This window comes from Enterobacteriaceae endosymbiont of Donacia marginata, assembly GCF_012567685.1.
GTDB lineage: Bacteria > Pseudomonadota > Gammaproteobacteria > Enterobacterales > Enterobacteriaceae.
This window is the reverse complement of the sequence record NZ_CP046184.1, coordinates 287,190-313,360: the sequence shown is the minus strand read 5'-3', so window position 1 is coordinate 313,360 and position 26,171 is coordinate 287,190. Positions and strand designations below refer to the sequence as shown.

The 26,171-nt window shown below is 19.5% G+C and carries 18 protein-coding genes and 3 tRNA genes; 19 read left to right on the top strand and 2 right to left on the bottom strand.

Annotation, left to right across the window (positions count from 1 at the left end):
• The first annotated feature begins 19 nt into the window (after positions 1–19).
• The 5 genes from infB to GJU04_RS01530 all read left to right on the top strand — a co-directional run bounded on the left by infB (position 20) and on the right by GJU04_RS01530 (position 7,868).
• Positions 20–2,329, top strand: coding sequence for a translation initiation factor IF-2 (gene infB / locus GJU04_RS01550; protein WP_211080565.1), 2,310 nt, complete (start codon positions 20–22; stop codon positions 2,327–2,329).
• Between the two features lie 50 nt (positions 2,330–2,379).
• Positions 2,380–2,736 carry a 30S ribosome-binding factor RbfA gene (gene rbfA / locus GJU04_RS01545; RefSeq protein ID WP_168893145.1) on the top strand — a complete coding sequence of 119 codons (357 nt, stop codon included), beginning with the start codon at positions 2,380–2,382 and terminating at the stop codon, positions 2,734–2,736.
• A gap of 699 nt (positions 2,737–3,435) precedes the next feature.
• Complete coding sequence (gene rpsO / locus GJU04_RS01540; RefSeq protein WP_168893144.1) at positions 3,436–3,705, top strand: 30S ribosomal protein S15; 270 nt, start codon at positions 3,436–3,438, stop codon at positions 3,703–3,705.
• 92 nt (positions 3,706–3,797) lie between these two features.
• Positions 3,798–5,897, top strand: coding sequence for a polyribonucleotide nucleotidyltransferase (pnp, locus tag GJU04_RS01535; RefSeq protein ID WP_168893143.1), 2,100 nt, complete (start codon positions 3,798–3,800; stop codon positions 5,895–5,897).
• A gap of 288 nt (positions 5,898–6,185) precedes the next feature.
• Positions 6,186–7,868 carry a DEAD/DEAH box helicase gene (locus GJU04_RS01530; RefSeq protein WP_168893142.1) on the top strand — a complete coding sequence of 561 codons (1,683 nt, stop codon included), beginning with the start codon at positions 6,186–6,188 and terminating at the stop codon, positions 7,866–7,868.
• Positions 7,869–7,904: 36 nt separating this feature from the next.
• On the opposite strand, the gene pgi is transcribed toward GJU04_RS01530, so the two are convergent.
• Positions 7,905–9,530 carry a glucose-6-phosphate isomerase gene (pgi, locus tag GJU04_RS01525; RefSeq protein ID WP_168893141.1) on the bottom strand — a complete coding sequence of 542 codons (1,626 nt, stop codon included), beginning with the start codon at positions 9,528–9,530 and terminating at the stop codon, positions 7,905–7,907.
• 154 nt (positions 9,531–9,684) lie between these two features.
• Here pgi and GJU04_RS01520 point away from each other — a divergent pair, with 154 nt between their 5' ends.
• Positions 9,685–10,464, top strand: coding sequence for an alpha/beta fold hydrolase (locus GJU04_RS01520; RefSeq protein ID WP_168893140.1), 780 nt, complete (start codon positions 9,685–9,687; stop codon positions 10,462–10,464).
• A 27-nt stretch (positions 10,465–10,491) separates the two neighbouring features.
• Positions 10,492–11,004, top strand: coding sequence for a flavodoxin FldA (gene fldA, locus GJU04_RS01515; RefSeq protein WP_168893139.1), 513 nt, complete (start codon positions 10,492–10,494; stop codon positions 11,002–11,004).
• A gap of 51 nt (positions 11,005–11,055) precedes the next feature.
• On the opposite strand, the gene glnS is transcribed toward fldA, so the two are convergent.
• The gene (gene glnS, locus GJU04_RS01510) at positions 11,056–12,711 is read right to left on the bottom strand and encodes a glutamine--tRNA ligase (protein ID WP_168893138.1); all 1,656 of its coding nucleotides are present in this window, start codon (positions 12,709–12,711) and stop codon (positions 11,056–11,058) included.
• Between the two features lie 100 nt (positions 12,712–12,811).
• Here glnS and GJU04_RS01505 point away from each other — a divergent pair.
• From GJU04_RS01505 to rpsA, 12 genes are all read left to right on the top strand, one after another.
• A tRNA-Met gene (locus tag GJU04_RS01505) sits at positions 12,812–12,885 on the top strand.
• Positions 12,886–12,900: 15 nt separating this feature from the next.
• Positions 12,901–12,989, top strand: a tRNA-Leu gene (locus tag GJU04_RS01500).
• Positions 12,990–13,010: 21 nt separating this feature from the next.
• Positions 13,011–13,082 (top strand) — tRNA-Gln (locus GJU04_RS01495).
• A 53-nt stretch (positions 13,083–13,135) separates the two neighbouring features.
• Positions 13,136–14,476: a tRNA (N6-isopentenyl adenosine(37)-C2)-methylthiotransferase MiaB gene (miaB, locus tag GJU04_RS01490; protein ID WP_168893137.1), complete on the top strand. Its 1,341-nt coding sequence runs from the start codon at positions 13,136–13,138 to the stop codon at positions 14,474–14,476.
• A gap of 18 nt (positions 14,477–14,494) precedes the next feature.
• Complete coding sequence (gene ybeY / locus GJU04_RS01485) at positions 14,495–14,956, top strand: rRNA maturation RNase YbeY (protein ID WP_168893136.1); 462 nt, start codon at positions 14,495–14,497, stop codon at positions 14,954–14,956.
• Between the two features lie 102 nt (positions 14,957–15,058).
• Positions 15,059–17,614 (top strand): leucine--tRNA ligase, encoded by a 2,556-nt coding sequence (leuS, locus tag GJU04_RS01480; RefSeq protein WP_168893135.1) that lies wholly within the window; start codon positions 15,059–15,061, stop codon positions 17,612–17,614.
• Between the two features lie 51 nt (positions 17,615–17,665).
• Positions 17,666–18,658: a DNA polymerase III subunit delta gene (gene holA / locus GJU04_RS01475; RefSeq protein WP_168893134.1), complete on the top strand. Its 993-nt coding sequence runs from the start codon at positions 17,666–17,668 to the stop codon at positions 18,656–18,658.
• Positions 18,659–18,690: 32 nt separating this feature from the next.
• Complete coding sequence (gene mrdA, locus GJU04_RS01470) at positions 18,691–20,577, top strand: penicillin-binding protein 2 (RefSeq protein ID WP_168893133.1); 1,887 nt, start codon at positions 18,691–18,693, stop codon at positions 20,575–20,577.
• Between the two features lie 24 nt (positions 20,578–20,601).
• Entirely contained in the window at positions 20,602–21,705 is a 1,104-nt protein-coding gene (gene rodA / locus GJU04_RS01465; protein ID WP_168893132.1) for a rod shape-determining protein RodA, read from the top strand.
• Positions 21,706–21,772: 67 nt separating this feature from the next.
• Entirely contained in the window at positions 21,773–22,867 is a 1,095-nt protein-coding gene (gene serC / locus GJU04_RS01460; protein ID WP_168893131.1) for a 3-phosphoserine/phosphohydroxythreonine transaminase, read from the top strand.
• 42 nt (positions 22,868–22,909) lie between these two features.
• Positions 22,910–24,202, top strand: coding sequence for a 3-phosphoshikimate 1-carboxyvinyltransferase (gene aroA, locus GJU04_RS01455; protein ID WP_168893130.1), 1,293 nt, complete (start codon positions 22,910–22,912; stop codon positions 24,200–24,202).
• A gap of 310 nt (positions 24,203–24,512) precedes the next feature.
• Positions 24,513–26,171: a 30S ribosomal protein S1 gene (gene rpsA / locus GJU04_RS01450; protein WP_168893129.1), complete on the top strand. Its 1,659-nt coding sequence runs from the start codon at positions 24,513–24,515 to the stop codon at positions 26,169–26,171.

Sequence of the window (26,171 nt, the reverse complement as noted above, 5' to 3'; positions counted from 1 at the left end):
GATAAGAGGAGTAAACAGCATGATAGATGCTGTTATAAATATAAAATTATTAGCTAGTGAAATGAAAATTTCAATAAAAAATACAATTAAATATTTTTCTGATATAGGTATTTATAAATTAGAAAATGATATAGTTAATAAAGAAGAAAAAAAAAATTTTTTAATATATTTAAAAAATAAAAAAATAAAAAATTTAAAATTATTAAATATTAAAAAAAAAAATAATATATTAAATAATAAAAAAAAAATTTTATCTCAAAATAATAGAAATTTATTACAAAAAAATAGTAAAATTAATAATCAAGTTTTACTAAAAAAAAAAACTTTAAAAAAAAGCAAACCATTTATTAAAAATAATGATAAAAAAAACTATAATATAGATTATAAAAAAAATTTAGAATTAAAGAAAAAAAAAATATATAAAAATAAAAAATATTATAAAAAAAAAATAAACACTGATATTTTTCATAGAAAAATAAATAATAAAAAAAAAATTATTAATAATAAATATAAAAAAAAAATTTCTAAATTATATCAGAATTTTAGTAAACCAGTTAAAAATGTTAATCGTAATATCATTATTAATGATACTATTAGTATTACTGAATTATCGAATAAAATGGCTGTTAAAAGTACAGAATTAATAAAAATTATGATTAATATGGGAGAAAAATTTTCTAATATTAATCAAAAATTAGATCAAGAAACAGCTCAATTAATAGCAGAAGAAATGGGTCATAAAGTTATATTACGTTGCGAAAATGATATAGAAAAATCATTAATTAATGATAAAAATTCTTCTATTAATCGAATCTCTATAGTAAGACCTCCAATAGTGACCATTATGGGGCATGTAGATCATGGAAAAACTTCATTATTAGATTATATTTTTTCAAGTAATATAACTAAAAAAGAAGCTGGGGGGATTACTCAATATATAAATGCATATGAAATAAAATTTAATAATAAACAAATAACATTTATTGATACTCCAGGACATGAATCTTTTACTTCAATGAGATATAGAGGTAGTAAAATTACTGATATAATAGTATTAGTTATTGCAATTGATGATGGAGTAATGCCACAAACTATAGAAGCTATTCAACATGCAAAAAAAACAAAAGTATCAATAATAGTAGCAATAAATAAAATTGATAAAAAAATCTCAAATTTTGAAAAGATAAAAAATGAATTAAGCCGATATAATATTCTTTCAGAAGAATGGGGGGGAGAAAATATATTTGTTAAAATCTCTGCTAAAACTGGTGAAGGTATAAATAATTTATTGAATGCTATTTTATTACAAGCAGAAATGTTAGAATTAAAATCTTTTAATGAGGGAAATGCTAAAGGTACAGTTATTGAGTCTTATTTAGATAAAGGAAAAGGTCCTATAGCTAGTGTTATCATTAAAGAAGGAATTTTAAAAAAAGGTGATATAACACTTTGTGGTTATACTTATGGAAAAATAAAAGGATTAATTAATAGTAAAGGTTTAGATGTTTTACAAGCAGGACCATCAACTCCTATTAAAATTTTAGGTTTATCAGAAGTTCCATATGCTGGAGATGATTTAATAGTAGTAAAATATGAAAAACAAGCTAAAGATATAGCATTATATAGAAAAAATAAATATAGAGAAATAACATTAGCTAATAAACAAAAAAAAATCAGAAAAGGATTTTTAAATTTAAACAATAAAAATATTCATGAAATAAATCTTTTAGTGAAAACAGATGTTCAAGGATCCATTGAAGCTATTAAAAATACATTAATCAATTTATCTAATGATCAGATAAATATAAAAATTATTTATTCTGGTGTTGGTGAAATTACTGAAACAGATATTTCAATGGCAATTGCTAATTCTAAAAAACATTTAATTATTATTGGATTTAATGTTAAAGCAAATAATATTGTAAAAAATATAATAAAAATAGAAAATATACAAGTAATATTTTTTACTATTATTTATGATTTAATTAAATATATGAAAAAATATATACAAAAAATTTTAATACCTAAATATAAGGAATCAATCTTAGGATTAGCAAAAGTTAGAAGTATTTTTACTATCCCTAAAATTGGGATTATTGCTGGATGTATAGTAACATTTGGAATAATAAAACGTAATAATTTAATTAAATTAGTGAGAGATAATAAAATTATTTATAAAGGAATTATAGATTCTTTAAGAAGATTTAAAGAAAGTGTAAATGAAGTAAGAAATGGAATGGAGTGTGGTATAGGTATTAAAAATTTTAATAATATTAATATTGGAGATAAAATAGAAATTTTCGAAAAAATTGAACTTATAAAAAAATAATATATTTTAATATTTTAATATAAAATATATATAAAAAAGGGAGGATATTATTGTATCGTAATCAACGAATTGCATATGAATTAAAAAAACAAATAGCAAAAATATTACAACATAATATTAATGATATTAGAATAAATAAATTTTGTACCGTTACTGATATAGTAATTTCAAAAGATTTTTCATATGCAAAAATTTTTATAATATTATCATATAAAGAAGAAAAATTAAAAAATAAAAAAAATTCATTTTTTTATTTAAATAAAACTACAGAATATATTAGATATATGCTTAAAAAAAAAATAAAATTACGTAAAATACCAAAAATAAAATTTTTTTTAGATTCTTCTTTTAAAGAAGGTAAATATATTAGTAATATTTTGAATAATTTAAAAATTCAAAAAAAATAATTATCACTATAATTATTTTTTTAAATATAAGATTTTAAAAAAACAAAAATATTTTATTATTTTTTAACTAAATTTATAAAATTTAAGATATCTAATAAAATTATTTAATATATTAAAATATTTTAAATATAAAAAATAATATAGATAAAAATATTTTATTTTATTAAGTATTTAACATTATTGATATAATAATCTATTATTATTTTATAATAAAATAATAAATTTTATAAATATTTAATTAATTTAAATAAAATTTATTTACTATTTTTAATAAAAAATACTAAAGATAAATATAATTTTCTTATTAAAAGAAAAAATGCTAATATCTCTATAAAATATTTTATTGAAATAATTAATTTTTTAAAAAAAGAGATTAGATATAGTGATCTTATATATATTGCATTAAAAATAAAGGAGAATTTTTTTATAAAAATATGAAATTATTAAATAATTAAAAAAATTAATTATAAAATATCAAAATTTATAAATTAAATATTTTTTGATAAAAAAAGTTATTGTTTATTAATAATAATATAAGTAATATATCTAAATTTTATTAGAAATAAATAGTAAAAACAAAATTAATATTCATTATATAAATTAAAAATATTCTATATTTTTAAAAAAATTCTATAATCTTATAATTATTAATCAAAATTATCAATTTATAACTAATGTAATGGAGTTAGGAGTTAAGTTATGTGTTTTAATACAGTACAAAAAATAAAAATTATAAAAAAATATGAAAATCATAATAAAGACAAAGGATCAACTAAAGTACAAATAGCTTTATTAACATGTAAAATTAATTATCTAAATAAACATTTTGCTATTCATAAAAAAGATCATCACAGTCGTCGAGGACTATTAAATATGATATCACAACGTAGAAAATTATTAAATTATTTTAAAAAAAAAAATTTATGTGATTATAATATATTAATTGAAAATTTAGGTTTAAGAAGATAAAAATATTTTAATATTAATCTGTATTAATTAGAGATTTTAAAAATTAATTTATTATTTTTAATATAAAAAATTTTTATTAAAGGATATTTATTTTGTTAAACCCGATTATTCATAGATTTCGTTATGGTAATAATACTGTAACTATTGAAACAGGGATGATAGCTAGACAAGCAACATCATCTGTAATGGTGAGTATTGATGATACTGCTGTTTTTGTTACTTTAGTCGTAGATAATGAAGTAAAATTAGAACAAAATTTTTTCCCTTTATCTGTGCATTATCAAGAAAAATTATATGCTGCTGGTCGTATTCCTGGTAATTTTTTTCGTAGAGAGGGACGTCCGAATGAAAATGAAATTCTAATTTCTCGTTTAATTGATCGTCCTATAAGACCTTTATTTAAAAAAGGTTTTTTAAATGAAACACAAATAATTGCAACTGTAATGTCTATAAATCCTGAAATTAATCCAGATATTGTTGCTATTATAGGTGCATCTACCGTCCTTAATTTAGCTGGTATACCATTTAATGGACCATTTGGTACAGCACGTGTTGGCTATATTAATAATAAATATGTATTAAATCCTAATATTAAAGACATGAAAAATAGTACATTAGATCTAATTGTTACTAGTACTAGAAAAGCTATTTTAATGGTAGAAGCTAAATCTAATTTATTAACCGAAGATCAAATTCTAAATGCTATAATATATGGACATAATGAACAACAAATTTTAATTAATAATATTATTGAACTATCTAATAAAATAAAAAAAAAATCTCATACATGGATTTTATATCCTTTAAATGAGCAGCTTAAAGAAAAAATTTATCTTTTATCTTATAAAAAATTAGTAAAAGCATATGATATTAAAGAAAAAAAATATAGAATGAATGAAATTGATTCAATAAAACATAAAATTCTTGAATTAGTGAAAAAAGAAAAGGAGTATGAAAATATTTCTCTTTATCATTTAAATGAAATTTTTTATGAATTAGAAAAAAAAATAGTTCGAAAAAACATAATAAATAAAAATTTAAGAATTGATGGTCGTGAACATGATATGATACGTAATTTAGATGTACGTATAGGTGTTCTTCCAAGAACACATGGTTCTGCTTTATTTACAAGAGGTGAAACACAATCTTTAGTTACAGCTACATTAGGAACTAATAGAGATGCTCAATCATTAGATGATTTATTAAACAATAAAACAGATAATTTTTTATTTCATTATAATTTCCCCCCCTATTCTGTTGGTGAAGTTGGTATGATGAGTTCACCTAAAAGACGTGAAATTGGTCATGGAAATTTAGCTAAAAAATCTTTAATCCCAGTCATGCCTAACATAGATATTTTCCCTTATACAATAAGGATTGTATCTGAAATAACAGAATCTAATGGATCATCTTCTATGGCTTCAGTATGTGGCGCATCATTAGCGATGATGGATGCTGGCATTCCAATTAATAATGCTGTAGCAGGTATTGCTATGGGATTAATAAAAGAAAATAATAATTTTATAATATTATCAGATATTTTAGGAGATGAAGATCATTTAGGTGATATGGATTTTAAAGTAGCAGGCACTAAAAATGGAATTACTGCATTACAAATGGATATGAAAATAGAAGGTATTAATTATAAAATAATAAAATTAGCTTTATTCCAAGCAAAATTAGCTAGATTACATATTTTAAAAGTAATGAAACAAGCTATTTCTACTCCCAGAAAAAATATTTCAGAATTTGCACCAAGAATTTATACATTAAAAATAAATCCAGAAAAAATTAAAGATATGATAGGTAAAGGAGGATCTGTTATTCGAGCTTTAACAGAAGAAACTGATACTATTATTGAAATAGAAGACAGTGGAATAGTTAAAATTGCAGCTAAAAATAATGAAAAAATTAAATTTGCAATTAAACGTATAAAAGAAATTACAGCAGATATTATTGTTGGGAAAATATATAATGGAAAAGTAGTACGTATTGTTGATTTTGGTGCTTTTATTTCCATAGGTAATGGTAAAGAAGGATTAGTACATATTTCTCAAATAACAAATAAACATGTAAATAAAGTAAGTGATTATTTACAAATATTACAAAATGTATTTGTTAAAGTTACAGATATTGATAAACAAGGACGAATTAGATTAAGTATTAAAGCAGCTACTATTGATAAAATTTAACTTTTAAATTTTATTATAAATAAAGTTATTATAGATAATTATATAAATTATTTTTATAAATAATATTTTCCAATAGTTAAATATTTAATATTATAATAATTAATAAAAAATTAATTGTAAAATTTTATTTATATAAAATAATTTTTAATATTTATAATTATGTTTTGTTATTATAAACATAATTATAATATAATTATTATTTTTCATAATCCCATCTAATAATTATTAGATAATTACTTATATCAGTTTTATAATTATTTATTTATTTTAAATAGGCATATATATTATATGATAAATATTACTAATTTCACTCAATTTGGTTTAAATAAGTTTATTTTAAAAGCATTAAACGATATAGGATATATAGAACCATCCCCTATACAAAAAAAATGTATTCCATATTTATTATCATCAAAAGATGTATTAGGAATAGCACAAACAGGTAGTGGTAAAACCGCTGCATTTATATTACCATTATTAAATAATTTAAATTTATCTATAAAGAAAACTCAAATATTGATTTTGACTCCAACTAGAGAACTAGCAATACAGGTAACTAAAGCTGCTTTATTATTTGCAAAATATTTAAATGGAATTAGTATTTTAGCATTATATGGAGGGCAATCTTATCAAGTACAATTTAAACGGTTAAAATTAGGAGTTCAAATTATTGTAGCTACCCCAGGACGTTTATTAGATCACATTAAAAGAAAAACTGTTAATTTATTTAAATTAACTAGTTTAGTAATAGATGAAGCAGATGAAATGTTAAGAATGGGGTTTATTGAAGATGTAGAAAAAATATTATCTACAATACCAAAAAAACATCAAACTTCATTATTTTCTGCAACTATGCCGAAAAGAATTAAAAATATAACTAAAAAATTTATGGTTCATCCACATGAAATATTTATAAAGACTAATATAAAAACAATACCAGATATCAAACAAACCTATTGGTTAATTAATAGTAAAAAAATAGATGCTTTAATGAAATTTTTAGAAACTGAAAATTTTACTGCAGCTTTAATTTTTGTTAAAACTAAAACTTCTACAATAGAAATTGCTGATATATTAAAACAATACAATTATAATAGTGCAGCATTAAATGGAGATATGAATCAAAATAATAGAGAAAAAACATTAGAAAGATTTAGAAACGGAAAATTAGATGTTTTAATTGCTACTGATATTGCAGCAAGAGGATTAGATGTAAATAGAATTGATTTAGTTATAAATTATGATATTCCTATGGATATAGAATCATATATTCATCGTATTGGAAGAACTGGTAGAGCAGGAAGGCAAGGTAAATCTTTATCATTTATCGAATATAAAGAAAAAAGATTACTTAAAAATATTGAATATAAAATAAAATGTAATATTAATGAAATATTATTACCTAATAATACAATTTTATATCAAAAGAGAATAGAAAATCTAATAAAAAAAATAAAAGAAGAATCAAAGTATATAAATAATGTAGATTTAATTAAATATAAAGAAATTATATCAACTTTAATTGTTGAAAATAATATAAATAAAGAAATATTAATTACAATTTTATTAAAATTATCTCAAAGTAAAAGACCTTTAATTTTACCTCCTGAACCGATCCCTTATAATAAGGTATTTAATAGAAAATCAAACTTTAATAAAAATAAAAGAATAAAAAAATATATGGATATATATCGTATTAATATAGGTAAAAAAGATAAAGTAGAAGTACGTCATATTGTAGGAGCAATTATTAATGAGTTAAAAATAAATAGTAATGATTTAGGTAATATAAAATTATTTAATAATTATTCTACTATTGAATTAACTCCTATAATTAAAAAAAATATTTTAAAATATTCTCAAAATATTAAAATTTTAAATAAAAATATTAGTTTTGAATTATTAATTGTAAAAAAATTTTACAAAAAAAGATTACGTTCAAAATTTAAAAAAAAATATATTAAAAAATAAAATATTTTAATTATTAATAATATTTTTAAATAAATTTTAATTAAAATTTTTATAAAAATCAATTATCCCTTTAGAAGAACAATCATATTTGGTTATTTTTTCTTGGATATTTTCATCTATATTTTCAACTAAAAAATTAGTTATTTTTTTCCCTAGTTCAACCCCCCATTGATCAAACGAAAATATATTTAAAATTACACCTTGTATAAAAACTTTATGTTCATAATATGAAATTAATAAACCTAAATTATAAGGAGTAATTTTTTTTAAAAAAATAGAATTACTAGGTTTATTTCCCAAACAATATTTATATATCTTATCTTTATCTTTTTTATATATATTATTAATATTACCAAAAGCTAGTGCTTTTGTTTGAGCAATATAATTTGCAATAAGTTTAGTATGATGATCTTTATATTTATTATTATAAGGAATAGCTGCCGCAATAAAATCACATGGAATTAATTTAGTACCTTGATGTAACATTTGAAAAAAAGAATGTTGACTATTTGTACCTACATCACCCCATATAATAGAACTAGTTTGATAGGATATTTTATCCCCATTTCTATCTATTGATTTCCCATTAGATTCCATATTTAATTGCTGTAAGTATGATGGTAAAAAACGCATATTATCACAATAGGGGATTATGGCTTCTGTTTCGGAATTCCAAAAATTATTATACCAAATACTAATTAAAGCCATAATAACAGGGATATTTCTATCTAATGGGGTAGAAAAAAAATGATAATCCATTTTATTTGCTCCTTGTAATAATTTTTTAAAATTATTAAAACCAATAGATAAAGATATTACTAATCCAATAGAAGACCATAAGGAAAAACGCCCCCCTATTTCAGATAATAATGGCAAAATATTTCTTTCATCTATTCCAAACTTTATTGCTGCATTTATATTATTTGTAACTGCAATAAAATGTTTAGAAAAAATATCTTTATTTAAATCTATATTTATTTTTTTAATAAACCATTCTTTTATGCTTAAAGCATTAGTTATTGTTTCTTGTGTGTTAAAAGTTTTTGAAGCAATAATAAAAATACTTTCTTCTGGTTTAATTTTATTAATTATATTTATAATTTGATTAGAATCAATATTAGATAAAAAAAATAAATTTAGTTTATTTTTATATTCTTTTAATGTTTCTGTTACCATCAGAGGACCTAATTGAGACCCACCTATTCCTATATTTATTATATTTTTTATTTTTTTATTTGTATAACCCTTCCATTTTTCTAAAATTATGTTATTAGAAATATCTTTAATTTTTTTTAAAATTTTATCTATATTATTATATATTTCTTTATGATTTAAAAATAAATTATTATTATTATATCTTAATGCTGTATGTAAAACAGATCTTTGTTCAGTAAAATTAATTTTTTTACCATAAAACATTGAATAAATAGCATCAAAACATTTAGTTTCTTTTGCTAAATTTATTAAATAATTTAAAGTTGTTTGATTAATAATATTTTTTGAATAATCGAAAAGAATTCTATTATCAAAATTAATAGAAAATTGTTTAAATCTATTTGGATTTTTTATAAAGAGAGTATTAATATTTAATTTTTTTATTTCTTGAAAATGTTTTTTTAAATATTTCCAAGAAGAAGTTTTTGTAGGATTAATATTTTTCATATAATGTTATTATATATTTTATATTTTTAAAAAATGTTTACAAAAATATTGTTTATAATTAAGTAAATTATATCATAACTTTTAAATTTATTAAAAATTCAATTTTTTATTTTAATATGATAAAATACTATTTTTAAATAAATATATTTTTTATATGATTCTTAGTTATTTAATTATTCCAAATAATAATTTTTTTGTTAAAAAAAAATATACAATTGTACTATTACATGGATTATTTGGTAATAAAAAAAGTTTATATATAATGGGTAAATTTTTAAATGAAAATTTAAAATATAAAATTATATTAATAGATATTAGAAATCACGGCTTATCTCCCTCTAATAAAAAAATGGACTATATATCTTTATCTAAAGATATATTAGATACATTAAATTTTTTAAATATAAAAAAAAATATTATTATTATTGGACATTCTATGGGTGGAAAAATAGCAATGAAGACTAGCCAATTTATGTCATTAGATGATATTAAAACTATTATTATTTTAGATATAGCTCCTGTAAAGTATCAGTATACTAATAATATTATATTTTTTGCATTAGAACAAGTATATAAAAAAAAAATTTTAATTAGGAAAGATGTATTTAATATAATGAAATTATATATTAATGATCAATATGTAATAAATACATTATTAAAAACATTTATAAATGGTAAATGGGAATTTAATTATCCAATTTTAAAAAACCAATATGAAAAAATATTAGATTGGAATATAATTCCTAAATGGCATGGTAAAGTTTTTTTTTTAAAAGGGGAACAATCAAATTATATAAATAAAATTTATTATAAAAATATCTTTTTTCAATTTCCTAACGCTAAAATATATAATATTCCTAATGCTGGTCATTTATTACATATTGAAAATACAAAATTAGTATTTAATTTAATATTAAAATTATGTTATAAATAATATTTTCAAAGAAAAAAATAATATAAAATGTCTAAAATTGGTATTTTTTACGGTAGTGATACTGGTAATACTGAAAATGTTGCTTTTAAAATACAAAAACAATTAAATAAAAAAAACTCTTCAGTATTTAATATTTCTAAAATAAATCAAGAAGATATTAAAAAATATAATACTCTTTTATTAGGAATTCCTACATGGTATTACGGAGAAGTTCAATGTGATTGGGAAGATTTTTTACCCACTTTACAAAAAATAAATTTTAAAGATAAACACATAGGCTTATTTGGTTGCGGTGATCAAGAAGATTATGGAGAATATTTTTGTGATGCTATAAAAATTATTTATGATATAGTAAAGAAAAATAAAGCTAAAATTATTGGTTATTGGCCTACTAAAGGATATCATTTTAATGATACTAAAAGTTTAAAAAATAAAGATTATTTTTTAGGATTAACTATAGACGAAGATCGACAATCAGAACTAACAAATTTACGAATTCAAACATGGGTACAACAAATATCTAAGGAATTAAAAATTTAATAATTATAAAATCAATTATATTAACAACAAATATAATTGATTTTATAAATTTTATTTATCATTTTTTTTTAATGATAAAATTCTATTAAAAATTATTTCATTTGTATTTGAATAATATTTATCAAAATAAAAATAACCTTCTCTTTCAAATTGAAAACGTTTATTTTTACTATTTTTTAATAAATTTTTTTCTATAAAACCATTATATATTAATAATGATTTTTTATTTAAAAATTTTAAAATATTGTCATTATTATTAATATCTTTTTTTGTAAATAAATTATCATATAAGTAAAATTTAGCTGGTTTAGAATATAAACAAGATATCCAATGGATTATACCTTTTATTTTTTTTTTATTTATCTTTTTTCCTAAAGAATCTTGATAATATATACAATGAATACAAACAATATTATTATTTTTATCTTTTATAATTTTTTTTGCTTTAATAACAAAAGCATATCTTAACTTTACTTTAGATCCTAAAATAAGTCTTTTATAATTTTTTTGATCTATTTCAGAAAAATCTAAAACATCTATATATATTTCTTTAGTAAAATAAATATTTTTATATCCCATATCTTTATTATTAGGATGATTAGGAATTAATAATTTTATCTTTTTTTTTAAAGGAAAATTATCAATAATAATTTTTAAAGGTCTTATTATTGCCATAGTTCTAGGAACTAATTGATTTAATTCTGATTTTATACAAGATTCTAAAAAAGACATTTCTATAATATTATTTTGTTTAGTTACCCCTATATTATAACAAAAATTTTTTAAAGATGATGATGTATATCCTTTTCTACGTAATCCAGAAATAGTTAATAAACGAGGATCATCCCAGCCACTAACTATTTTATTTTTTATTAAAATACTAATATTTCTTTTTGAAGTTATTCCATATTCTATATTTAATTTTGAAAATTCATATTGTTTAGGATGATTTTTTATACTAATATTATTAAGTATCCAATTATATAATATTTTATTATCTTGAAATTCTAATGTACATAAAGAATGAGTAATTCCTTCAATTGCATCAGATATACAATGACTAAAATCATAAGTAGGATAGATACACCATTTTTTATTAGTTTGATGATGATATTGAAATTTAATTCTGTATAATACAGGATCTCTCATAACAATAATTTTAGATGTCATATCTATCTTAGCACGTAAAGATAAACTACCTTCAGGAAATTTACCTAAACGCATTTTTTCAAATAATTTTAAATTATCTTTTATTAAACGATTTCTATATGGACTATTTTTACCAGGTACTAATAATGTCCCTCTATATTTTTTAATTTCTTTTATATCTAATTCATCAACATAGGCTAAATTATTTTTAATTAATTCTATAGCATATTTATACATCAAATCAAAATAATCTGATGTATATTTAACATTTTTATCCCATTTAAATCCTAACCATATTAAATCTTTTTTTATAGATTTAATATATTTTATATTTTCAGTTGTAGGATTAGTATCATCAATTCTTAAAAAAAATTTACCTTTATAAAATTTAGCTATTGAAAAATTTAAACAAATAGATTTTATATGTCCTATATGCAAATAACCATTAGGTTCAGGTGGAAATCTAGTACATATTAAATTATATTTTTTATTTTTTATATCATTTTCAATAATTTTAAAAATAAAATTTTTTTTATAGAAATTGTTATATTTATACATATTTTTTTACTCTTTTCACAAATTTAATGTAAATATAAGTTTAAATAAATAAATTAGTTGACGTTATAATTTATTATTTACATAATATAAAATAATTATTGGCTACGTAGCTCAGTTGGTCAGAGCACAGCATTCATAACGCTGAGGTCATGGGTTCAATTCCCATCGTAGCTAAATAAAAAATAATTCGCGGGAGTGGCGGAATTTGGTAGACGCACCAGATTTAGGTTCTGGTTATTTATTTTAAAATAATACGAGTTCAATTCTCGTCTCCCGCAAATAAGAATAGTAAACATTTTTGGGGTATAGCCAAGTGGTTAAGGCACCGGTTTTTGATACCGGCATCCCTGGTTCAAATCCAGGTACCCCAGATTTATTCATTTTTTTATAAAATTTAATAAAAAATAAATCTTTAATATTAATTATGCCAAATGATAAATTATATATTAAAACTTGGGGCTGTCAAATGAATGAATATGATTCTTCTAAGATAGCAGATATTATGGAAAATAAGTTAAATTGTCAAATTACTAAATCCGTTAAAGATGCCAATATTTTAATATTAAATACCTGTTCTGTTAGAGAAAAAGCACAAGAAAAATTATTTCATCAACTAGGAAGATGGCAAATTTTAAAAAAACAAAATCCTGAAATTATTATAGGAGTAGGAGGTTGTGTTGCTTCACAAGAAGGAGAAAAAATATTAAATAGAGCATTTTATGTTGATATTATTTTTGGCCCTCAAACTTTTCATAGATTACCCCAAATGATATATAAAGTACGTAGATTCAAAAAATATTTAATTGATATTAGTTTCCCTAAAATTGAAAAATTTAAATTTTTCCCGATAACAAAAACAAAAAAGGCAAGTGCTTTTGTTTCCATTATAGAGGGTTGTAATAAATATTGTACTTATTGTATAGTTCCTCATACTCGCGGAAAAGAAATAAGTAGACCTTATAAAGATATTCTTTTAGAAATTAAAAATTTATCTAATCAGGGAGTAAAAGAAATACATTTACTAGGTCAAAATGTTAATGCTTATAACTATTTTGATTATCAAAGTAAAAAATATTGTACTTTTCCAAAATTATTAGTACTAATTTCAAAAATAGAAGATATAAAAAGAATTAGATTTACTACAAGCCATCCTAAAAATTTTTCTACTGAATTAATTAATACATATAGTAATCTTCCTAAATTAGTAAATTTTTTACACTTACCAGTACAAAGTGGTTCTGATAAGATTTTATCTTTAATGAAAAGAAGATATAATATATCTGAATATATTAAAATTATTAATAAAATTAGAAATATTAGGCCTAATATTCAAATTAGTTCAGATTTTATAGTTGGATTTCCGGGAGAGACTAAAAAAGATTTTAATAAGACTATCTCTTTAATTTTAGATCTAGATTTAGATATGAGTTTTAGTTTTATTTATTCTCCTAGACCAGGAACTCCAGCAAGTAAAATGAAAGATAATATAAGTATATTAGAAAAAAAAAAAAGATTATATCTATTACAATATTATGTTAAAGAACAAGCTAAAAAGTTTAGTTTGAAAATGTTAAATACAATACAAATTATTTTAGTAGAAGGTATATCTATTCAAAATCATAAATATTTTGGTAAAACTGAAAACAATAGAATAGTTTTTTTTATAAGTGAAAAAAATTATATTGGGCAATTTATTTATGTAAAAATTCTTGATACTTATATATATTCTTTATATGGTAAATTTATATCTGTTTATAAAAATTAATTTTTATTTCAGGATTATATGGAATTAAATATTATTTTAAATTATTACAATTTTTGTAAAAATAATCATAGCCTTCCTTTAAAAGGTGATATTTTATATTGGTTATATAAAATTTTTTCAAAAAAAAATATAAAAAAAATTGAACTTAATATTTCTATAGTAGAAAAACATTCTATTTTAAAACTTAATAAAAAATATTTAAAAATTGCTAAACCGACTAATGTTTTATCTTTCTTATTAGAAAGAAATTTTTTAAAAAAAACATTATTAGGTGATCTGATTTTATGTAAAGAGATTATTGAACATGAAGCTTTTATACAAAAAAAACTTTTAAAATCTCATTGGGCACATCTTATTATACATTCATGTTTACATTTATTAAAATATAACCATAAAAATATTAAAGAAACATGTATAATGCAATTAAAAGAGATAAAAATACTTAATTTACTTGGATATAAAAATCCATATTTTAAATAAAATTTATATTATATAAATAATATATACAAAATTATTTTTATAAAATAATTTATTAATATTAAATTAATAAATTTGAATAATATATTCAGGAATTATTTTTATATGAAAAAAGAATACTTTCCTAAAGAAATAGAATTTTATGTACAAAAAGAATGGGAGTCTAAAAAAACTTTTAAAGTTATTGAAAATAATAATAAAGAAAAATTTTACTGTCTTTCAATGTTACCTTATCCATCAGGTAAATTACATATGGGTCATGTACGTAACTATACTATAGGAGATGTTATTGCAAGATATCAACGAATGTTAGGTAAAAATGTTTTACATCCAATTGGATGGGATGCTTTTGGTTTGCCTGCAGAAATTGCAGCTTATAATCATAATATTACTCCTAATATATGGACTAAAAATAATATTAAATATATGAAAAAACAATTAAAATTATTAGGATTTAGTTTTGATTGGGATAGAGAGATAACAACATGTAATCCTAATTATTATCGTTGGGAACAATGGTTTTTTTTAAAATTATATAATTTAGGGTTAGCATATAAAAAAAAAGATATAGTTAATTGGTGTCCTATAGATAAAACTATTTTAGCTAACGAACAAGTAATTAATCAATGTTGTTGGAGATGTAATAGTCTTGTAAAAAAAAAATTAGTAAATCAATGGTTTTTAAAAATTACTAGTTATGCCGAAGAATTACTTAATAATTTAAATAAATTAGATGATTGGCCTCAAAAAGTAAAAAATATGCAAAAAAATTGGATTGGTAAAATAGAAGGAATAGAAATTATTTTCAAAATTTATAATACTAATTATAAATTTAATGTTTTTATTGAAAAAAAATATTTTTGTATTCTTAAAAATATTACTTTTATTAAAATTTTATATAATCATCCAATATGTAAAAAATTTATAAAAAATAAAAAAATTAAGAATTTTATTAAAAAATATTCATCATTATCTTCATTAAAAAGAAATAAGTCTTTATCTAATAAAATAAATTATATTAATAGTGAATTATTTGCACAAAATAATATTATTTTAAAAAAAAAAATACAAATAATAATTGTAAATTATTTATCTAATTATAATGAAATTAATGCAACTATTGGGATACCTCAATATGATAAAAAAGATTTTATTTTTATACAAAAACAAAAAACATCATTTATCGCACAAAATAAAATATTTAATTTAGATAAAAATATTAAAAATGATAATATTTTACTTATTAAAAAGTTAATTTTAAAAAAAAAAGCATTTAATAAAAAATATTACCATTTAAAAGATTGGAGTATTTCAAGACAACGAATATGGGGAACACCAATTCCAATAATTATAAAAAAAAATAAGAAATTTATACCTTTAAAAGAAAATGAATTACCTTTTATTTTTCCAAAAAAAATTTTTAGTACAAATATAAAAGAAAATTATAGTAAAAAAATTAAAAATAATTTAGATTGGTTTAAATATAACAATAATGGAATAACAGGACAATTAGAAACTGATACATTTGATACTTTTATTGAATCTTCATGGTATTATGCAAGATATACTTCTATTAATGAAAACAAAAGTATGATAAATAAAAAAAATGCTAATTATTGGTTACCTGTAGATCAATATATTGGAGGGATAGAACATGCCACAATGCATTTAATCTACTTTCGTTTTTTTCATAAATTAATGAGAGATATTGGATTATTAAATACTGATGAACCAGTAAAAAAATTATTATGTCAAGGTATGGTATTAGCAAATTCTTATTATTATCTTGATAAGGAAAAAAAATATCATTGGATAAAAGAAAAAAATGTTTTTTTTGATAAAAAAAATAATATTTATTTAGATAATAAAGGAAGAAGAATAATTAATCATGGTATGATTAAAATGTCTAAATCTAAAAATAATGGGGTTGATCCTCAAAATATTATTGAAAAATATGGAGCAGATTCTTTACGTCTTTTTATTATGTTTGCTGCTCCTCCTGATATGGATTTAGAATGGCAAGAGACTGGTATTAAAGGGATGTATAAATTTTTAAAAAAAATATGGAAATTTATTTATGAATATAAAAAATTAACTTTTAGTTATGAAGAAATAGAAAAAGATAAATTAGATTCTTTATATAATAAAGAACAACTAATAATCCAAGATTATATAAATAAAACTATTATTAATATAACAAATAATTTTGAAAAAAATCAATCTTTTAATACAATAATTTCTTCAATTATGATTTTATTTAATAAAATTAAAAAATATAAAATATATAATAATATTGATTATACTATTATTTTTAATAGTTTATTAATTACATTAAAAATGCTCTATCCTTTTACCCCTCATTTTTGTTTTATATTATGGAAATATATGGGTAATAAAAATGATATTGATCATACATCATGGCCTGTAATTATAAAAATTAATACTAAAAAAATAAAAAATACATTTAATTTGATAATTCAAATAAATGGAAAAAAAAAATATAAACTTTCAATTCCAGACCAATTTAAAAATAAAGAAAATAATGTTAAAAAATATGTATTATCACATAATAATATATCTAAATTTTTAATTAATATTAAAATTATAAAAATCATATATATTCCACAAAAAATATTAAATATAGTAACAAAAAAAAAATAATATTTTTTATAAAATTAAATACTAATTAATAATATAAGTTTTAATAATAAAATGAATAAGATATTTTTAAAAAAAATTTATGCAGATATATATAATAAAAAATATTATTGTTATATTATAATGGGAAGTGAGTTATTTTTTATTAAAAAAAATATAACTTTATTATTAAAAAAATTAGTAAAATTAAATTTTATTAAAAATAATATAATAATTATAGATGATAATACTCTTTGGGAAAGTATTTTTTCTAAATTTATAATTATAGATTTTTTTTGTAAAAAACAAATTATACATTTAATTTTTTTAAACAAAAAAAATTTTCTAAAATCTAAAAAAAATATTAATACTTTAATTAAATATATAGGCATTAATAATATTCTAATTTTAGAAATTCATGATTATATAAATTTATATATTGAAAAAAATTTCAATAATATTATAAATAATAAAAATATAATAATTTATAAATTTAATAAATTAAATAATTTACAACTTCTTAATTGGATTTATTTTCGTTTTAAACAATTAAATTTATTTATAAATAAAAATATTTGTATTTTATTACATAATTTTTATTCAAAAAATTTAATGTTATTAAATCAAGTTCTAGAAAATATTTATATACAAAAAAAAAATCATAATTATTTAAATAATCTTTTTTTTAAAAAAAATAATAATTTAAATAATTCTATTTTAGAAGGTACTATTAAAGATAGTTTAATACTAATTAACCAAATGAAAAAAAATAAACAAAATATTTTTATTATTTTTAATAAATTACAAAAAAATATTTTTTTAATCTTTAAAATATATAGAAATTTAAAAAAATATCCTTTAAATATAATTTTTAAAAAATTTTTAATACTACCAGATAAACAAAATTTTTTTATAAAAATTTTAAAAAAAATTAATAATAAAAAAATATATTTAATTATTAAACTATTATTAGAAATTGAAATAAATCTTAAAAGTTTTATAATAAATAATTATACAGAAAAATATTTTTGGATTGATATAGAAAGATTAATTTTATTTGTTTCATAAAATATATTAAATTTTATAGGTATAAAATAATAATGTATAGTAAATATACTTTTTTACAAAATTATAAAATAAAATCAAAAAACTTTTTACAAAGAACAAAATTATTAATTAAAATATTTTTAATTTTATTAAGTATTTTAATATATAATTTGTATTATTTACAAATTAAATCTTTTAAAAAATATAAATTACAATCTGAACAAAATTACGTTGGTTTTTTTTTTTTAAAACCAAATAGAGGTTTAATTTATGATAGAAATGGTATAATTCTAGCTAAAAATAAAAGTTTTTACCACATTAAAATAAAACCTGATAATACTAATAATTTTTTCCAAAATGTTATTTTTTTACAAAAATTTTTAAAATTAAAAATTAATAAATTTAATATTATAAATTTAATAAAATCAAAAATAAAAAAAAATCCATCAAAAGAAATAATTTTAAAAATAAATCTAAATAATACTCAAGTATCAAAATTTTTAGTAAATAAATATCAATTTCCTAGAATGTCTATTAAAATTTATCAAAAACGTTTTTATCCAGAAAAAAAATTATTTGCACATATAATAGGTTATATACATTCTAGTAATAATAAAAAAAAAATTATTTTTAAGAAAAAAAAAACAATAAAAAATTATACTGATAACTCTTCAGTAGGAATAAATGGTATTGAAAAATATTACCAAAAGAAAATATATGGAACTAATGGTTATCAAAAAATTGCTGTAAATAATATAGGTCTTTATAAATATAAAATATGTAAAAAAGATGCATATACAGGGAGTGATATTTATTTAACTGTTGATTATAATTTACAAAAATATATTTATTCTTTAATGAAAGATAAAAAAGGTGCTGTAATTATTAGTGATACAAGAAATGGTGAAATTTTAGCTATGGTGTCTACTCCTAGTTTTGATCCAAATCTATTTCTTAATAATAATAAAGAAAAAACTAATTTACATTTTTTATTAAAAAATAATATTATTACTAATAATCCTTTAGTTAATCGTGCTATTCAAGGTATTTATCCTCCTGCTTCTACTATTAAACCATATATTGCTTTATTAGCATTAAATTTGAATTTAATAAATGAATATACAATATTATTTGACCCAGGATGGTGGAGAATTCCTAAATTTAATAAAATATATAAAGATTGGAAAAAAAATGGTCATGGTTATTTAAATATTAATAAAGCAATACAAGAATCATCTGATTCTTTTTTTTATAGATTAGCCTATAATATCGGTATTAATAAAATCTATAAATGGATGAATAAATTTGGTTATGGGAAATTAACAAATATTGATCTTTTTAATGAAAAATTAGGTAATATGCCAACAAAACAATGGAAATTACAAAATATAGATACACCTTGGTATATTGGAGATACTATCTCTGTAGGTATAGGACAAAGTTATTGGAATGCGACTCCGATCCAAATACATAATGCATTAACTATTTTAGTTAATAATGGTATTAGTAAACCTCTTCATCTTTATAAAAAAGAAAAATTAAATAATATTTTTACTTATTATACTCATAAAAAATATAAAAAAGTAGTAAATTTTTCTATATACTATTGGAATATAATTAAAAAAGGAATGTTTAATGTAGTAAATAAAAAAAATGGCACTTTATATAAATATTTTTTTAATGTAAAAAATTATAATATAGCCGCAAAAACAGGAACGGCACAAGTTTTTAATTTAAAAAATAAAAAAAAATATAATATTAATACAATAGAAGAAAAATTAAGAGATCATAAACTTATAATAGCTTTTGCTCCTTTTAACCATCCTAAAATAGCTATGACTATTATTATAGAAAATAGTAATAAAAATATATTTATTGGTGATATTGCTAGAAAAATTTTAGATTATATTTTTGAAAACAAAAAAAAAATTTTAATATAAAAAATTTAATTATGTGATTTTATTATGAAAAAAAAAAACTTTAATAAATTTATACATTCTGTATTACATATAGATGTAATATTACTATTATTAATTATAATAATTTTAATAATTAGTTTATTTATAACATGGAGTTCAACAGGTACTCAAAATTATATTTTTTTAAAACATAAAATAATACAAATTTGTATAGGTTTTATTACTATGTTAGTAGCAGCTCAAATACCTCCAAATGTTTATAAAAAATATTCTTTTTTATTTTATTGTTTTACTATATGTTTATTAATTGCAGTAAAATTTGTTGGTTGTACAATAAAAGGTGCACAAAGATGGTTACATATTAATTTTATTACATTCCAACCATCTGAAATAGCTAAAATATCAGTACCTTTAATTGTATCTTATATTATTAATAAAAATAATTATTATATTAATAAAAAAATATTTTTCAGAACAATAATTTTAATATTAATACCTACTATATTAGTTGCTAAACAACCAGATTTAGGTACTGCTATATTAATTGGTTTATCTGGGGCTATTATATTATTTTTAGCTGGATTATCTTGGAAAAGGATTTTCAATAGTATTATTTTATTTATAATATTTCTCCCTTTTGCATGGGTATTTTTATTACATGATTATCAAAGAGAAAGAATATTAATGTTATTAAAAACACATTATGATTTATTAGGTAAAGGATATCATATTTTTCAATCTAAAATTGCCATTAGTTCTGGAGGATTATTTGGAAAAGGTTGGAAACATGGAACACAATCACAATTAGATTTTTTACCAGAAAAACATACTGATTTTGCATTTTCTGTATTTGCAGAAGAATTTGGTTTTATCGGAGTATTATTATTAATCACTTTATATTTATTATTAATAGGAAGAAGTTTATTTTTATCATTTCAATGTCGAGATATTTTTAATAAAATCATAATTAGTGGAATAATATTAATATTTTTTTTATGTATATTTATTAATATAAGTATGGTAAGTGGTTTATTACCTATTGTAGGGATTCCTTTACCATTAATAAGTTATGGAGGTACATCTCTTGTTGTGATTATGGCTAATTTTGGCATTATAATGTCTATGTATACGCACAATAGTATTATTTAATATTTTAATTTTAAAAAAAAATATTATATATCATTTTATTTATAATATATTTAATAGGATTATTATCATGCAAAAAATATTTAATTTTAGTCCGGGACCGGCTTCATTGCCTTATGAAGTTTTAAAAAAAGCACAGAATGAATTAATAAATTGGAATAATTTACATGTTTCTGTTATGGAAATTAGTCATCGTACTGATGATTTTATGAATTTAATTAAAGAAATAAGAAAAGATTTAAGAGAACTAATGAATATTCCATTAGAATATGAAATATTATTTTGTCAAGGAGGTGCTAGAACACAATTTGCAGCTATACCAATGAATTTATTAGATTATAATGAAACAGCTGATTACGCAAACATTGGACATTGGTCAAATGAAGCAATAAAAGAAGCTACAAAATATTGTAATCCAAATATTATTAATCCATTAAAAAAAAAAAATGGATTATATTATATTGAAAAAATGAAATATTGGAATATGAATAATAATTCAAAATATATACATTATTGTCCTAATGAAACAATAGAAGGTATTGCAATTAATGAAGAACCTAAATTACAAAACAAAACTATTATAGCAGATTTATCATCTGCTATTCTTGCGAAAGAAATTAATATTAAACATTATGGTATGATATATGCAAGTGCACAAAAAAATATTGGTCCTGCTGGGTTAACTATTTTAATTATAAAAAAAAAATTAATTTTAAATAATAATAAAAAAAGAAAAGAATTACCTTCAGTATTAGATTATAAAATTATATCTAAATATAATTCAATGTTTAATACACCTGCTACTTTTTCTTTATATTTATCAGGTTTAGTTTTAAAATGGTTAAAAAAAAAGGGAGGTATAAAATATATTAGTAAAATAAATAAAAAAAAAGCAGAATTACTATATTCTACTATAGATAAAAGTAAATTTTATATAAATAAAATTAAAAATCGTAATAGATCAATAACAAATATTGTTTTTCATTTAAAAAATCCTAAAAAAGAAAATTTATTTTTACAAAAATCACAAGAAAATGGATTATATTATCTTAAAGGACATAAAAAAATAGGAGGAATAAGAGCTTCAATATATAATGCTATGCCTATAGAAGGAATTAAAAAATTAATAAATTTTATGAATGATTTTGAAAAAAAATATATATAAATGATATGATTATTTTAAATTTAATTTAAAGTATTATATAATATGAAAAATATTTTAACACTCCAACCTATTAATAAAATTCAAGGTTCTATATTTTTGCCTGGTTCTAAAAGTATTTCTAATAGAGTTCTATTATTATCAGCATTAGCTAAAGGTACTACTAAATTAATAAATTTACTTAATAGTGATGATATTAATCATATGTTAAATGCATTAAAAAAATTAGGCATTAATTTTATTTTATCTAAAAATAAAAAAGAATGTCTAATTATGGGAAATAATGGTATTTTTAGTCCTAAAAAAAAATTGAAATTATTTCTTGGAAATGCAGGAACTGTGATTAGACCATTAACAGCTTTATTATCATTGAATGATAAATGTGATGTTATTTTAACTGGAGAACCCAGAATGAAAGAAAGACCTATAAAACATCTTGTCGATTCTTTAAAAAATGGGGGGGCCATTATTAAATATTTAGAAAAAAAAAATTTTCCCCCTATACAGATACAAGGTGGCTTTAAGGGTAATAAAGTTATTAAAATTAATGGTTCTATTTCTAGTCAGTTCTTAACATCATTATTAATTATTAGTCCTTTAATAAAAGGTAATACTATTATTAATATTAATCATAATTTAGTATCTAAACCATATATTGATATAACTATTAAATTAATGAAAATTTTTGGTATATATGTAGAAAATAATAATTATAAACAATTTAAAATTTATGGACAACAGAGTTATATCTCTCCAGGAGAATATATTATAGAAGGAGATGCTTCTTCTGCTTCATATTTTTTATCTGCTGCAGCTATTAAAGGCGGTACAGTAAAATTAGAAAATATCAATAAACATAGTATTCAAGGAGATATTAAATATATTAATATATTACAGAGTATGGGAGCAACTATAAATTATGGTAAAAACTATATTAGTTGCACAAAAAATACGCTAAAATCCATAAATATGGATTTAAATGATATTCCAGATGTAGCTATGACTTTAGCTGTTACTAGTTTATTTGCTCGGGGAGTTACAACTATAAAAAACATATATAATTGGCGAGTTAAAGAAACTGATCGGTTACAAGCAATGTCTAATGAATTAAAAAAAACTGGTGCAAAAATTATTACAGGTAATGATTATATTATTATTACTCCTCCTAAATTTATAAATAAAGTTATAATTGAAACATATAATGATCATCGTATAGCTATGTGCTTTTCATTATTAGCATTATCTAATAATTCAGTAAGTATTATTAATCCTAGTTGTACTAGTAAAACATATCCAAATTTTTTTAAAGAATTTAAAAAAATAAGTTTTTATAATTAAATTATAAATATTAATTTAATTAATTAATATTTTAAAACATTAATTAATTAAATTATAAATATTAATTTAATTAATATTTTAAAACATTAATAATAGTATCTTTATTATAAATATATATAGTTGCAGAAAAAAAATTTTAATGTTAACGTTATATAAATATATAAAAAATATTATTTATATATATAAATATATTTATAATATTAAATTATATTTAAATACCTCTCATAAAAGGAATATATGAGTTTTTTCAAAAATAAAACTTAATATGATTTAAGTGTATATTTATCACAAACATTTAAAAGTTACGAATATGAATGAATGTTTCGAAGAATTATTTGAAAAATCATTAAAAAATAAAATCATTAATTTAGGATCAATAATTTCTGGAACTATTATTTCTATCGAAAAAGATATTGTTTTAGTAGATGCTGGATTAAAATCTGAATCCTGTATTCCTATTGCACAATTTCAAAATTCTCAAGGGGAGCTTGAAATTAAAATAGGAGATATTGTAGATGTATCATTAGATTCAATAGAGGATGGATTTGGTGAAACTATTTTATCTAGAGAGAAAGCTAAAAGACATGAATCTTGGTTAGTTTTAGAAAAAGCTAATATAGATAATAATAATATAAAAGGTATAATTACTGGGAAAGTAAAAGGAGGTTTTACTGTTGAGATTAACAGTATCAGAGCATTTTTACCTGGTTCTTTAGTAGATATTAGACCAATTAGAGATACTTCTCATTTAGAAGGTAAAGAATTAGATTTTAAAGTTATTAAATTAGATCAAAAAAGAAATAATGTGGTTGTATCTAGAAAAGCAGTTATAGAATTAGAAAATAGTGCAGAAAGAAATTATTTATTAAATACTATTTATGAAGGTATGGAAATTAAAGGTTTAGTAAAAAATCTTACCGATTATGGAGCATTTGTTGATTTAGGAGGTGTTGATGGATTATTACATATTACGGATATGGCATGGAAAAGGGTAAAACATCCAAGTGAAATTGTAAATATTGGAGAAGAAATTAAAATTAAAATATTAAAATTTGATAAAGATAAAACTCGTGTTTCATTAGGATTAAAACAATTAGGAGAAGATCCATGGAAATCTATTTCTAAACGTTATCCTGAAAATAGTAAATTATTAGGAAGAGTTACAAATTTAACAGATTATGGCTGTTTTGTGGAAATTGAAGAGGGGGTAGAAGGATTAGTTCATATATCAGAAATGGATTGGACTAATAAAAATATACATCCTACTAAAATAGTAAATGTTAATGATAAAGTTAAAGTTATGGTATTAGATATTGATGAAGAAAGAAGAAGAATTTCTTTAGGAATTAAACAATGTACAATTAATCCTTGGTTAGAATTTTCCAAAAATTATAAAAAAGGTGATCATGTTAAAGGTAAAATAAAATCAATAACAGATTTTGGTATTTTTATTGGTTTAAATGGAGGTATAGACGGATTAGTCCATTTATCTGATTTATCATGGATAAATAACGGTGAGGATGAAGTACATAAGTATAAAAAGGGTAATGATATTACCACTATAGTGTTACAAGTAGATCCAGAAAGAGAAAGAATTTCTTTAGGAATTAAGCAATTAAAAGAAGATCCTTTAAATAAATATTTAATAGAACAAAAACAAAATAATACAGTAATAGGTATTATATCTAATATAGATAATAAAAACATTAAATTAAAATTTCATGATGGCATATTAGGTAATATTAAATTATCCGATTATAAAAATAATAAAATTGAAAATATTTTAAAATATTTTAAAGTAGGACAAAATATAGAAGGTAAAATAAATAATATTGATCGTAAAACTAGAATTGTTAATATAATTATTAATTTAAAAAATATAGAAAATAAAATTATGAAAAAAAATAAAAAAAATGATTTTTCTAATGTAATGACAGAAGCTTTTAAAGCTGCAAAAAAATATGAATAA